The 13,008-nt window shown below is 64.2% G+C and carries 9 protein-coding genes and 2 tRNA genes; all 11 read left to right on the top strand.

What is annotated here, in order from left to right:
• Positions 1 to 2: 2 nt before the first annotated feature.
• On the top strand, positions 3 to 2,195 hold the full coding sequence (gene nuoL / locus HMPREF3113_RS03930) for an NADH-quinone oxidoreductase subunit L (protein WP_070470912.1): 2,193 nt from the start codon (positions 3 to 5) through the stop codon (positions 2,193 to 2,195).
• A gap of 23 nt (positions 2,196 to 2,218) precedes the next feature.
• The gene (locus tag HMPREF3113_RS03925) at positions 2,219 to 3,727 is read left to right on the top strand and encodes an NADH-quinone oxidoreductase subunit M (RefSeq protein ID WP_019182687.1); all 1,509 of its coding nucleotides are present in this window, start codon (positions 2,219 to 2,221) and stop codon (positions 3,725 to 3,727) included.
• A 36-nt stretch (positions 3,728 to 3,763) separates the two neighbouring features.
• A complete protein-coding gene (gene nuoN, locus HMPREF3113_RS03920) occupies positions 3,764 to 5,224 on the top strand; it encodes an NADH-quinone oxidoreductase subunit NuoN (protein WP_046273236.1) in 1,461 nt (486 codons plus the stop codon).
• 121 nt (positions 5,225 to 5,345) lie between these two features.
• Positions 5,346 to 5,422, top strand: a tRNA-Met gene (locus HMPREF3113_RS03915).
• A 216-nt stretch (positions 5,423 to 5,638) separates the two neighbouring features.
• A tRNA-Met gene (locus HMPREF3113_RS03910) sits at positions 5,639 to 5,715 on the top strand.
• Between the two features lie 477 nt (positions 5,716 to 6,192).
• Complete coding sequence (gene rimP, locus HMPREF3113_RS03905; RefSeq protein ID WP_019182689.1) at positions 6,193 to 6,783, top strand: ribosome maturation factor RimP; 591 nt, start codon at positions 6,193 to 6,195, stop codon at positions 6,781 to 6,783.
• Between the two features lie 4 nt (positions 6,784 to 6,787).
• Positions 6,788 to 8,299, top strand: a complete 1,512-nt coding sequence (gene nusA / locus HMPREF3113_RS03900) for a transcription termination factor NusA (RefSeq protein WP_019182690.1) — start codon at positions 6,788 to 6,790, stop codon at positions 8,297 to 8,299.
• A gap of 95 nt (positions 8,300 to 8,394) precedes the next feature.
• On the top strand, positions 8,395 to 11,037 hold the full coding sequence (gene infB, locus HMPREF3113_RS03895; protein WP_070470910.1) for a translation initiation factor IF-2: 2,643 nt from the start codon (positions 8,395 to 8,397) through the stop codon (positions 11,035 to 11,037).
• A gap of 75 nt (positions 11,038 to 11,112) precedes the next feature.
• Positions 11,113 to 11,535, top strand: coding sequence for a 30S ribosome-binding factor RbfA (gene rbfA, locus HMPREF3113_RS03890; RefSeq protein WP_019182692.1), 423 nt, complete (start codon positions 11,113 to 11,115; stop codon positions 11,533 to 11,535).
• A 118-nt stretch (positions 11,536 to 11,653) separates the two neighbouring features.
• Positions 11,654 to 12,565: a tRNA pseudouridine(55) synthase TruB gene (truB, locus tag HMPREF3113_RS03885; protein ID WP_070470908.1), complete on the top strand. Its 912-nt coding sequence runs from the start codon at positions 11,654 to 11,656 to the stop codon at positions 12,563 to 12,565.
• A 173-nt stretch (positions 12,566 to 12,738) separates the two neighbouring features.
• Positions 12,739 to 12,999 (top strand): 30S ribosomal protein S15, encoded by a 261-nt coding sequence (gene rpsO / locus HMPREF3113_RS03880; RefSeq protein ID WP_019182694.1) that lies wholly within the window; start codon positions 12,739 to 12,741, stop codon positions 12,997 to 12,999.
• Positions 13,000 to 13,008: the final 9 nt, after the last annotated feature.

Here is a 13,008-nt window from a genome sequence, read left to right as displayed (position 1 = left end):
AGATGGAAATCACTCTCTCCAAGAGTCTGTTGATCGCAGTGGTGCTCGCACCGCTGTTCGGCAGCATCATCGCCGGCCTGTTCGGTCGTCAGGTCGGTCGCGCTGGCGCGCAGGCGGTCACCATCCTCGGCGTGGCGGTCAGCTGCGTGCTGTCCAGCTATGTGCTGTACATGCTGCTGTGGGGCGGCGCCCAGCCGTTCAACCAGAACATCTATACGTTCTTCGAAGTGGGCCAGTACTCGGCGCACGTCGGCTTCATGGTCGACAAGCTCACCGCGATGATGATGGTCGTGGTGACCTTCGTGTCCTTCCTGGTGCACGTGTACACCATCGGCTACATGCAGGACGACCCGGGCTACCAGCGGTTCTTCAGCTACATCTCGCTGTTCACCTTCTCGATGCTCACCCTGGTGATGAGCAACAACTTCCTGCAGCTGTTCTTCGGCTGGGAAGCGGTGGGCCTGGTGTCGTACCTGCTGATCGGCTTCTGGTTCAAGCGCCCGACCGCCATCTTCGCCAACATGAAGGCCTTCCTGGTCAACCGTGTCGGTGACTTCGGCTTCATCCTCGGCATCGCTGGCGTGTTGTGGGTGTTCGGCACCCTGGATTACGCCACCGTGTTCGCCAACGCGCAGGTGCTGGGCCACCCGGATGCGCTGATCCAGATCTGGTCGGGCACGATCAACCTGTTCGGCACCTCCATTCCGGTGATGAGCGAGCCGGTGATCTGGTCGGTCGCGACCGTCATCTGCATCTGCCTGTTCATCGGTGCGATGGGCAAGTCGGCCCAGGTGCCGCTGCACGTCTGGCTGCCTGACTCGATGGAAGGCCCGACCCCGATCTCGGCCCTGATCCACGCCGCGACCATGGTCACCGCGGGCATCTTCATGGTCACCCGCATGTCGCCGCTGTTCGAGCTGTCGCAGACCGCGCTGAACTTCGTGCTGTTCATCGGTGCCACCACCGCGTTCTTCACCGGCCTGATCGGCATCGTGCAGAACGACATCAAGCGCGTCGTCGCGTACTCCACGCTGTCCCAGCTGGGCTACATGACCGTCGCCCTGGGTGTGTCGGCCTACTCGGCGGCCGTGTTCCACCTGATGACCCATGCCTTCTTCAAGGCGCTGCTGTTCCTCGGCGCGGGCTCGGTGATCATCGCCATGCACCACGAGCAGGACATGCGCAAGATGGGCGGCCTGCGCAAGTACATGCCGATCACCTTCATCACCATGTGGATCGGTACGCTGGCCCTGGTCGGCACCCCGTTCTTCTCCGGCTTCTACTCCAAGGACACCATCATCGAGGCCGCGCAGCACCACGCGCATGTGTCCTCGAGCTGGGTGGCGACCTACGGGTACTGGGCGGTGCTGGGTGGCGTGGTCGTCACCAGCTTCTACAGCTTCCGCCTGCTGTTCCTGACCTTCCATGGAAAGGAACGCTTCCGCGATGCGCATGACGATCACGGCCATGGCCATGACGATCATCACGCCGCAGACGCGCACGCAGCCGACGCCCACCATGGCGACGCGCATCCTGACGATCATGGCCACGGCCATGGCGCGCATGAGCCGCACGAAACCCCGTGGGTGGTGACGCTGCCGCTGATCCTGCTGGCGATCCCCTCGATGGTCATCGGTTTCTTCAGCATCGGTCCGATGCTGTATGGCACCGACTGGGCCGGCCACCACGCCGACACCGCCATCCCGGGCCAGGTGCACTCGTTCTTCACCGGCATCGTTGATTTCTACGACCCGGCGCGCAACACCATTGGTGCGCTGGCCGAAGAATTCCACGGCCCGGTCGCCTTCGCGATCCACGGCATGATGGCCCCCGCCTTCATCCTGACGGTGGTCGGCTTCCTGCTGGCGGCGCTGTTCTACCTGTGGAAGCCGGAACTGGCCGGCAAGGCCCGCAAGACCTTCGCGCCGATCGTGTCGGTGCTGGAGAACAAGTACGGCTTCGACAAGCTCTGGATCGGCGGTTTCGCCGGCGGCGGTATCAAGCTCGGCAAGGTTTCGCGCGCGATCGACACGAATGTGGTCGATGGTGTGGTGGTCAACGGTTCGGCGCGCCTGATCGATCTGGCGGCCAACCTGCTGCGTCGCACCCAATCCGGTTTCCTCTATCACTACGCCTTCGCGATGATCATCGGCCTGATTGCCCTTCTGGGCGTCCTGATGCATTACCTGCGTTGATGACCTGTACGGAATAAGAAGACGTGTCGAACTGGCCCCTACTTAGTGTTCTCATCTGGCTGCCGATCATCGGCGGTGCATTGATCCTTGCCATCCGGGATGCCCAAACCGCCCGGTGGGCGTCCCTGGGCGTCGCGGTGCTGACCTTCGTGGCCAGCCTGTCGCTGCTCAGCGGCTATGACACGGGAATCGACGCGCTGCAGTTCGTCGAGACCCGCGCCTGGATCCCCGCCTACGACATCGGCTACAACCTCGGCGTCGACGGCATTGCGATCGCGCTGATCCTGCTGACCACGCTGGTCTCGGTGCTGGCCCTGATCGGTGCCTGGAGCGCGATCGACAAGCGCGTGAACCAGTACGTGGCTGCCTTCCTGATCCTGGAAGGTGTCACCGTCGGTATCTTCTCGGCGACGGACGCGATGCTGTTCTACGTGTTCTTCGAAGCGATGCTGATCCCGATGTTCCTGATCATCGGTGTCTGGGGCGGCCCGCGCCGCATCTACGCTGCGCTGAAGTTCTTCCTGTACACCTTCCTCGGCTCGGTGCTGATGCTGGTGGCCCTGATCTACCTGTACCTGAAGGGCGGCAGCTTCCAGCTGGCCGACCTGTACCAGCTGCAGCTGTCGGGCAAGGAACAGACGTGGATCTTCTTCGCCTTCCTGATCGCCTTCGCGGTCAAGGTGCCGATGTTCCCGGTCCACACCTGGCTGCCGGACGCTCACGTGGAAGCGCCGACCGCCGGTTCGGTGATCCTGGCTGCCATCGCCCTGAAGATCGGTGGCTACGGCTTCCTGCGCTTCAACCTGCCGATCGTGCCGGACGCCTCGCATGAGTGGGCCTGGCTGGTGATCGCGCTGTCGCTGGTGGCGGTGATCTACGTTGGCCTGGTCGCCCTGGTGCAGGACGACATGAAGAAGCTGATCGCCTATTCGTCGATCGCGCACATGGGCTTTGTGACCCTGGGTACCTTCATCGCCATGTGGCTGGTGCGCGACGCCGGCAACCCGGATGCCGCCCGTCTGGGCCTGCAGGGCGCGATGGTGCAGATGGTCTCGCACGGCTTCGTGTCCGGCGCGATGTTCTCCTGCGTCGGCGTCCTGTACGACCGCATGCACAGCCGCCGCATCGCCGATTACGGCGGCGTGGTCAACGTGATGCCCTGGTTCGCCACCTTCGCCATGCTGTTCTTCATGGCCAATGCCGGCCTGCCGGGTACCAGCGGCTTCGTGGGTGAGTTCATGATCATCATGGCCAGCTTCCAGCGCAATCCGTGGCTGGCACTCGGCGCGGCGAGCACCCTGGTGATCACCGCGGCGTATACGCTGTGGCTGTACAAGCGCGTGTTCTTCGGTGAAGTGGCCAACGCCCATGTCGCCGAACTGAAGGACATCAACGGTCGCGAGTGGCTGGTGTTGGGTGTATTCGCCGTGGGCACCCTTGCCCTGGGCCTGTACCCCAAGCCGCTGACCGACCTGATGGAGCCCTCGATCGCGAAGCTGGCGATGCAGATCGCATCCAGCAAGCTGCTGTAATCGGGCCGTCGAGAGTATTGATTCCAGGATTTGATGATGACCACCTCGCCGCTGTTGCCACTGACCGCCGCTGACCTCCCGCCGCTCGCTCCCGAGCTGGTGCTGGTCGGCAGTGCGTTCGCCCTGTTGATGCTGGATCTTTTCATCAGTGAGAAGAACAAGATCTGGACCCACCTGTTCTCGATCGCTGCGCTGGCGGTCGTGTTCTTCATGCTCGCCACCGGAGTGGGCGGGCAGGGCGAGGTCTTCCACGGCATGTTCGTCCGCGACAACGCGGCGGACGTGATGAAGACCGTGATCGTGCTGTGCAGCGGCCTGACCCTGATCTACGGCTGGAGCTACCTGCGCGAGCGCAAGCTGTACCAGGGCGAGATCCCGGTGCTGATCCTGTTCGCCACCGCAGGCATGATGATCCTGGTCTCGGCCGGCAGCCTGCTGATGGTCTACCTCGGCCTGGAACTGCTAGCGCTGTGCTCCTACGCACTGGTCGCCAGCAACCGTGAAAACGGCCTGGCCTCGGAAGCGGCGATGAAGTACATCGTGCTCGGTTCGCTGGCCTCGGGCTTGCTGCTGTACGGCATGTCGCTGATCTACGGCGCCACCGGCTCGCTGCATCTGGATGCGATCAACGCTGCCATTCCGCACACCGAAGAGAAGATGCTGCTGCTGACCGGCGCGGTGTTCATGATCGCCGGCGTGGCCTTCAAGCTGGGTGCCGCCCCGTTCCACATGTGGCTGCCCGACGTGTACCAGGGTGCCCCTGCACCGGTCGCGCTGTTCATCAGCTCGGCCCCGAAGCTGGCCGCGTTCGGCATGGCCTACCGCCTGCTGGAGATGGGCGTGGGCCCGCTGGCCGACGAGTGGAAGTACCTGATCGGTGGGCTGGCCGCACTGTCGCTGGTGATCGGCAACCTGATGGCGATCGCGCAGACCAACCTGAAGCGCATGCTGGCCTTCTCGACCGTTTCGCACATCGGCTTCCTGCTGATGGGCATGGCCGGCGGTGGCGAGCGTGGCTACTCGGCGGCGCTGTTCTACGCCCTGAGCTACGCGATCATGTCCACGGCCGCCTTCGGTGCGATCATCGCCTTGTCGCGCAATGGCTTTGAAGCCGAGAAGATCGAAGACTTCAAGGGCCTCAACGCCCGCAACCCGTGGATGGCCGGCCTGGTGCTGTGCATCATGGCGTCGCTGGCAGGCATCCCACCGTTCCTCGGCTTCTGGACCAAGCTGGCCGTCCTCGGCGCGGCGATCCAGGGCGACATGCTGTGGCTGGCCATGGTCGGCGTGATCTGCGCCGTGATCGGCTGCTTCTACTACCTGCGCGTCATCAAGGTCATGTACTTCGATGAGCCGGTGGGCGAGCCGCTGCCGGCCAACAACGACCGCGTGCTGGGCGTGGTGCTGGGCGTGAACGCGCTGGCGCTGCTGGCCCTGGGCGTGGCGTGGAACCCGATCATGGTGTGGTGCCAGCAGGCATTTGCACAAATTTCGTAAAAAACGATACAAACGTGCGCAACTCGTGTAATATTCATCTCCTGAGTTGTTGATGCAGCGGTTTCGCCAGAAGATCGTTGCTAGGAAGTCCCCCGGGCCTTCCGCACTCATCCGCTTCTGCTGCGGGGTGGAGCAGTCTGGCAGCTCGTCGGGCTCATAACCCGAAGGTCGCAGGTTCAAATCCTGCCCCCGCTACCATATAGCTCCGGTGCAAACCGGAGGCAGTGGACGAATCAAGCGATACCGGAGACGGTGTCGCTTTTTTCGTTCCAGGCCCGGTAGAGCCGACCGTTGGTCGGCAGCTCTCCTGGGCAGGGGAGGAAACCGTCCTCCGGCTGCCGTTCCCCGATGCGGGTATTCGTTTCAACACGGGGTTGCACGGGAATGAAAACTCCCTTACAATTCCGCTTCTGCTGCGGGGTGGAGCAGTCTGGCAGCTCGTCGGGCTCATAACCCGAAGGTCGCAGGTTCAAATCCTGCCCCCGCTACCACAGAAAATCTGCAGTGCAGATGCAGTAGACGAAAAGGCGATCTCGGCAACGAGGTCGCTTTTTTCGTTGGGTCACGGCGCCTTCTTCGGACCTGCCCGCGCCGCTGCCCACGATGAGGGTTACACAGCCGCTTGGCTGTTCAGCTTTTCGAACAGGGACGCCAGAGGCCACCCCAACCATTGCACCAGCGCGGTGCAACGGCTATCATCAGTGGCTTAGCGGACTGTCTATTCCTATCCCCTCAAGGGATATGAACAGGCCCCGCGACCGGCTTCCAGGAACGGCAACCTGTACCCAGGCCGCCGTGACCCCCCGGAACGCTGGGCTCGCAGACTCGCACCACGTGCGCATCTGCACCGGAATCCAGCATGACCGGAGTTGTACCGGACAGGGGCCCAACGGGCCCTTTGTTGTTTCCGGAAGGTGGTCCAAGCCATGGACCAGACCGTATTTCTTTTCAACGAATCAAGGCCGACTGTGAGCGACAAGGCAACCGAAATCGCGAATCTGCTCGCCCCCACCGTTCAGTCGCTGGGTCTCGAGCTGCTGGGCGTGGAATATCTGACCGCCCCGGGTGGTGCCACGCTGCGCCTGTACATCGACGTGCCGCTGGCCGAACAGCCCGAGCGCATCGTCAACATCGACGATTGCGAGCGCGTCAGCCGCGAAGTGTCCGCCCAGCTGGACGTCGAAGACCCGATCACGGCGAACTACACGCTGGAAGTGTCTTCGCCGGGCGTGGACCGCCCGCTGTTCACCGGTGAGCAGTTCCAGCGCGCCATCGGCGAATCGGCCAAGGTGACGCTCAGCCTGCCGCAGGACGGCCGCCGCCGTCTGCAGGGCGAGATTCTCGCCGTGGATATCGAACAGGGCACGGTGACCTTCAAGGTCGACAATGCTCCGTTCACCGCCGACATCGAAAACATCGACAAGGCACGCATCATGCCGGACTGGGCCGCCCTCGGCCTGGCTCCGACCAAACCGACTGGCCCGGCACCCAAACAGGGTGGCAAGGCGAACAAGAAACCATCCAACGAGCCGGCGGCCAAAAAGCCGCGCGCGGAGTGAGCCAATGAGCAAGGAACTTTTGCTGGTAGTGGATGCGGTCGCCAACGAAAAAGGCGTCCCGCGCGAAGTCATCTTCGATGCCATTGAGGCAGCGTTGGCTTCGGCTGCCAAAAAGCGTTACCCGGAAGAAGAAGTGCTGGCCCGTGTGTCGATCGACCACAAGGACGGCAACTACGAAACCTTCCGCCGCTGGGAAGTGGTGGCCGATGACGTGGTCATGGAGTCCCCGGACCGCCAGATCCGTCTGATGGACGCCATCGATGAAGCCGACGGCGTGGAAGTCGGCGATTTCATCGAAGAGCAGATCGAAAACCCGGACTTTGGCCGTATCGCCGCACAGGCCGCCAAGCAGGTGATCGTCCAGCGCGTGCGCGAGGCCGAGCGTCAGCAGGTGGTCGATGCGTGGAAGGATCGCGTTGGCGAACTGGTCACCGGTGTGGTCAAGCGCGCCGAGCGCGGCAACATCTATGTGGACCTGGGCGGCAACGCCGAGGCCTTCATTCCGAAGGACAAGGGCATTCCGCGCGACGTGCTGCGCGCTGGCGACCGCGTGCGCGGTTACCTGGCCGAAGTCCGTTCGGAACCGCGTGGCCCGCAGCTGTTCATCAGCCGTGCCGCCCCGGAATTCATGATCGAACTGTTCAAGCTCGAAGTGCCGGAAGTCGGCCAGGGCCTGGTCGAGATCAAGGCCTGCGCGCGTGATCCGGGCGACCGCGCCAAGATCGCCGTGCTGGCCCATGATTCGCGTACCGATCCGATCGGTGCCTGCATCGGCATGCGCGGTTCGCGCGTGCAGGCCGTGTCCAACGAGCTCAACGGCGAGCGCGTGGACATCGTGCTGTGGAACGAGAACCCCGCCAACTTCGTCATCAATGCGATGGCGCCGGCGGAAGTGCAGTCGATCATCGTCGATGAAGAAAAGCACTCGATGGACCTGGCCGTGGCGGAAGAGCGCCTGGCCCAGGCGATCGGCAAGGGCGGCCAGAACGTCCGTCTTGCCAGCCGCCTGACCGGTTGGCAGCTCAATGTGATGACCCAGGACCAGGTGACCGCCAAGTCCGAGGCAGAGCAGGGCGTTGCCCGCCAGCTGTTCATGGACAAGCTGGAAGTGGATGAAGAAATCGCCGCCATCCTGGTGACCGAAGGCTTCAACACCGTGGAAGAAATCGCCTACGTCCCGGTCGGCGAACTGCTGGCCGTGGAAGGCTTCGACGAAGACATCGTCGAAGAGCTGCGTGCCCGTGCCCGCGATGCGCTGCTCAACGAAGCGCTGGCGGTGGAAGAAGGTCTGGAAGACGGCTCGCCGTCGGAAGACCTGCTCGCCCTGGAAGGCATGGACGAGGCAACCGCCTACGCTCTGGCCGGTCACGGCGTGCGTACCAGTGAGGACCTGTCGGACCTGGCCGCCGACGAGATCCTCGAGTTCGGCATCGAGGACATGGACCAGGAGCGCGCCGCCGCCCTGATCCTTGCCGCCCGAGCCGAGGAGATCGCCCGCCTGGAGCGCGGCGAATGAGCCAGCGATGAACAGTGCCCTGACCCGCTCAGGGCTTAGACTCCGCGCTGCCTTCGCACGTTTCGAGGGAGCGCCAACCAGATCATAGGATCCGAATGTCGCAGCAAACCACCATCCGCAAGCTTGCCGAACTGGTCAATACCCCGGTCGATAAACTGCTCGTACAACTTGCCGAAGCCGGCATGAAGTTCAGCGGTCCCGACCAGGTCGTGACCAGTACCGAGAAGGTGAAGCTCCTGGGCTTCCTTCGTCGCTCGCACGGCAAGACCGAGCAGCCCGTCGAGAGCACCGACGAAGCCGCCAAGAAGATCACCCTGAACCGTCGCAAGTTGCAGGAAGTGACCGTCAGTGCCGGCCGCAGCAAGACCACCGTCAACGTGGAAGTGCGCCAGAAGCGTACCTACATGAAGGACGCCAGCGGCAAGCCGATGACCGCGGATGAGGAGCGCGCCGACATCCTGCGCAAGCTGGAGGAATCCCGCCAGCGCAATCTGGACGAGCAGCGCGCACTGGCCGAGAAGGACCGTGCGCGCGATGAAGAGATCGCCCGCAAGCGTCAGGAAGAAATCGACGCCAAGGAACGTGCCGAAGCCGAGCGCAAGGCGGCTGAAGCTGCTGCCGAAGCGGCCAAGAACGCACCGCCGGCCCCGGCCCCGGTTGCCGCCAAGCCCGCTGCTGCCGATGCACCGGCGCGCAATGCGCGCCCGGCGGCACCGTCGGCTGCCCGTCCGGCGCCGCGTTCGGACGATCGCAACTCGAACAACAACAACAACCGTCCGGGCGCCAAGCGCGACGACGATGGTGGCAACCGCTTTGCCGGTCAGCTGCATCTGTCGGCCGCCGATCGTGCCCGCCGCGGCAACAACAGCAACTCGCGCGGTCGTCCGACCGGGCGCGCGCAGCACGGCAGCCGCCGTGACAGCAACCAGTCGCGCAGCGGCGGTGGTGCCCATGGCTTCGAACGTCCGGTCGCTCCGATCGTGCGTGACGTCACCATCGGCGACACCATCACCGTCGCCGATCTGGCCCAGAAGCTGGCCGTCAAGGGCGGCGATGTGGTCAAGGCGCTGTTCAAGATGGGCGTCATGGCGACCATCACCCAGACCATCGACCACGACACCGCTGCGCTGGTGACCGAAGAACTCGGCCACAACGTGATCCGTGCCAACACCAACGACGCCGAAGACGCGCTGCTGGCGCTGGCCGGTGGCAACCAAGGCGAGCCGGTGGCACGTCCGCCGGTGGTCACCATCATGGGCCACGTCGATCACGGCAAGACCTCGCTGCTGGATTACATCCGCCGCACCAAGGTCGCCACGGGCGAAGCCGGTGGCATCACCCAGCACATCGGTGCGTACCACGTTGAAACGCCGAAGGGCGTGATCAGCTTCCTGGATACCCCGGGCCACGCGGCGTTTACGTCCATGCGTGCCCGCGGTGCCAAGCTGACCGACATCGTGGTGCTGGTGGTGGCGGCCGATGACGGCGTCATGCCGCAGACCAAGGAAGCCATCCAGCACGCCCGTTCGGCGGGTGTGCCGCTGATCGTGGCGATCAACAAGATCGACAAGTCCGGCGCCGATCCGATGCGCGTCAAGAACGAGCTGCTCACCGAGCAGGTCGTGTCCGAAGACTTCGGTGGCGATACCCAGATGGTCGAGATCTCGGCCAAGGCTGGCCTGGGCATCGACGACCTGCTGGACGCGATCTCGATCCAGGCCGAACTGCTGGAGCTGAAGGCCGTGGCCGACGGCCGCGCCAGCGGCGTGGTCATCGAGTCCTCGCTGGACAAGGGCCGTGGCCCGATCGCCACCGTGCTGGTGCAGCAGGGTTCGCTGAAGAAGGGCGATTACCTGGTCTGCGGTATCCAGTACGGCCGCGTGCGTGCCCTGTTCGACGAAACCGGCGCACAGCCCGACCAGGCTGGCCCGTCGATTCCGGTGCAGGTGCTGGGTCTGTCCGGCGTGCCGGATGCCGGCGATGACTTCGTCGTGGTCGAAGACGAGCGCCTGGCCAAGGACGTCGCGCAGCAGCGCGAAACCAAGCGCCGTGAATCGCGCCTGGTGCAATCCGCTGGCAGCCGCATGGAAGACATCATGGCGACCCTGGGCAAGGGCGACGGCCAGCAGGTGCTGAACCTGGTGATCAAGGCCGACGTGCAGGGCTCGGTGCAGGCGCTGAGCCAGGCACTGGTCGCGCTGTCCAACGATGACATCCGCATCAACGTGATCCACTCCGGCGTGGGCGGCATCACCGAGTCGGACGCCAACTCGGCGGTTGCCTCCAAGGCCACCGTGATCGGCTTCAACGTGCGTGCCGACGCCTCCGCGCGTCGCATCATCGAGTCCAACGGTGTGGACCTGCGTTACTTCTCGATCATCTATGACGTGATCGATCAGGTGAAGCAGGTGGCCTCCGGTCTGCTCGGCGTGGAAATCCGCGAAGAGATCATCGGTATCGCCCAGGTCCGCGATGTGTTCCGCAGCTCGAAGTTCGGTGCGGTCGCAGGCTGCATGATCATCGAAGGTACGGTGAAGCGCAGCAAGCCGATCCGCGTCCTGCGCGACAGCGTCGTGGTCTTCGAAGGCGAGCTGGAATCGCTGCGTCGCTTCAAGGAGAACGTCGAGGAAGTCCGCAACGGTACCGAATGCGGTATCGGCGTGAAGGCTTACAACGACGTCAAGCCGGGTGACCAGATCGAGTGCTTCGAGCGTATCGAAGTGCCGCGCACCCTGTAATGTTCCAGGCCGGACCGCATCTCGCGGTCCGGCTTTTTCGCTTTCGCATCACCCTTCAAGACGAGTCCGCCTACCGTGCCAAAGACCTTCCATCGAACCGACCGTGTTTCCGCCCAGATCCGCCGTGAACTGGGAACACTCGTGCACAACGCAGTGCGTGAACACGGCCTGCCTTCGGTGAGCGTCTCCGACGTGGAAATCACCCGTGACATGGCGCATGCCAAGATCTTCGTCACGGCGCTGATGCCCGAACGTTCGGTGGAAGCGATGAAGGGCCTGAAGGAACTGGCCTGGGGCCTGCGCATGGAGCTGGCGCGTGCGATGAAGCTGCGCCACGTGCCCGAACTGCACTTCCACTACGATGATTCGGTGGATCGCGGCGAGCGCATCGACAACATCCTGCGCGACCTGCCCGATACGCTGGCGGCAGAGAAGAGCCGGCAGGGCGATGACGACGGCGGCGACGATGCTGCCGACGAAGGCGAAAAGAACGCCTGATGGACCAACAGCCCGCAAGGGCTGTTGTCTTATGGGGCGGGGCCTGTCGCAGTGCGACCGCTCCGCCGGAGGCCGGATTGACCGGCAGCGCCACACGGCGCCGATTTGAATTGAATGCATGGCACCCCGAATTTCGTTCCGTCGCCTGGATGGCATCCTGCTGCTCGACAAGCCGACCGGCATGAGCTCCAACGCAGCCTTGCAGGTGGCACGCCGTCTGTACCGCGCCGAGAAGGGCGGCCACACCGGCAGCCTGGATCCGCTGGCGACTGGCCTGCTGCCACTGTGCTTTGGTGAAGCCACCAAGATCGCCGGCCTGCTGCTCGGCTCGGCCAAGGCCTATGACGCCGAGGTGGTGCTGGGCCAGACCACCGATACCGATGATTCCGATGGCGCGGTACTGCGCGAGCGGCCGGTGCCGGCCATCAGCGCGGCCGAACTGGAGGCGGCGCTGGCACCGCTGCGCGGCCGCATCCGCCAGCGCGCCCCGATCTATTCCGCGCTCAAGCAGGGCGGCGAGCCGCTGTACCTGAAAGCCCGCCGCGGTGAGGCGATCGAGGCCCCCGAACGCGACGTGGAGGTCCACGCCCTGGAGGTGCTGGACCAGCAGCCGACCCGTCTGTCGCTGCGGGTGACCTGCGGTTCAGGCACTTACATCCGCAGCCTGGCCCGCGATCTGGGCGAGACCCTGGGCTGCGGCGCCCATATCGCCGGCCTGCGCCGGCTGTGGGTGGATCCCTTCCGTGAGGCGCCGATGGTGACCCTGGACACCCTCCGCGGCCTGGCCGAGCAGGGCGATGAGGCCGGCATGGAGGCCCTGCTGCTGCCGCTGGACGCGGGTCTGGCGCATTACCCCCGGGTTACGCTGAACGAGGAGCAGGCCCCTCGCTTCCGCGTGGGCCAGCGCATCCGCGATGCTGGCTGGCCGCAGGGTGGGGTGGTCGTGTTCGGGCCGGGCGAGGCGATCCAGGGCCTGGGGCAGGTCGACGAGACCGGTCTGCTGGCCCCGCAGCGCCTGTTCAACCTCTGACCGGCCCCGGCCGGGCACCACCCCGGTCCTTGTCCCGGACGGCCGCTGACGTTACAATTTCGCGGCCTTTTCAGGCTTCCCGCGTTCTGCGGGTTCATCCTTTCGTTAACGGCGAGTCGCGCGGTACGTCAACCGGACGTTTCTGCGGGCCACGCATCCAAGAGAAAACTGATATGTCGATCGACACCCAGAAGGTCATTGAAGAAAACAAGCGCAGCGCGGCTGACACCGGCTCCCCGGAAGTCCAGGTCGCCCTGCTGACCGCCCGCATCGAACTGCTGACCGGCCACTTCAAGACCCACAAGAAGGATCACCACAGCCGTCGTGGTCTGCTGCAGATGGTCAACCGTCGCCGCAGCCTGCTCGACTACCTGAAGAAGAAAGACGCTCCGCGTTACAAGGCCCTGATCGAAAAGCTCGGCCTGCGTCGCTAAGCACGAACC

The sequence above is a fragment of the Stenotrophomonas sp. HMSC10F06 genome, from assembly GCF_001807865.1.
Taxonomy (GTDB): domain Bacteria; phylum Pseudomonadota; class Gammaproteobacteria; order Xanthomonadales; family Xanthomonadaceae; genus Stenotrophomonas; species Stenotrophomonas bentonitica_A.
The sequence above is the reverse complement of the archived record's forward strand: the minus strand, read 5'-3'. Positions and strand labels throughout refer to the sequence as shown.

Excerpts from the sequence above, each read along its gene's own strand:
- nuoN (WP_046273236.1), top strand. The coding sequence starts at position 3,764 with ATGACCACCTCGCCGCTGTTGCCACTGACCGCCGCTGACCTCCCGCCG.
- infB (WP_070470910.1), top strand. The coding sequence starts at position 8,395 with ATGTCGCAGCAAACCACCATCCGCAAGCTTGCCGAACTGGTCAATACC.
- nusA (WP_019182690.1), top strand. The coding sequence starts at position 6,788 with ATGAGCAAGGAACTTTTGCTGGTAGTGGATGCGGTCGCCAACGAAAAA.
- truB (WP_070470908.1), top strand. The coding sequence starts at position 11,654 with ATGGCACCCCGAATTTCGTTCCGTCGCCTGGATGGCATCCTGCTGCTC.
- rpsO (WP_019182694.1), top strand. The coding sequence starts at position 12,739 with ATGTCGATCGACACCCAGAAGGTCATTGAAGAAAACAAGCGCAGCGCG.
- nuoL (WP_070470912.1), top strand. The coding sequence starts at position 3 with ATGGAAATCACTCTCTCCAAGAGTCTGTTGATCGCAGTGGTGCTCGCA.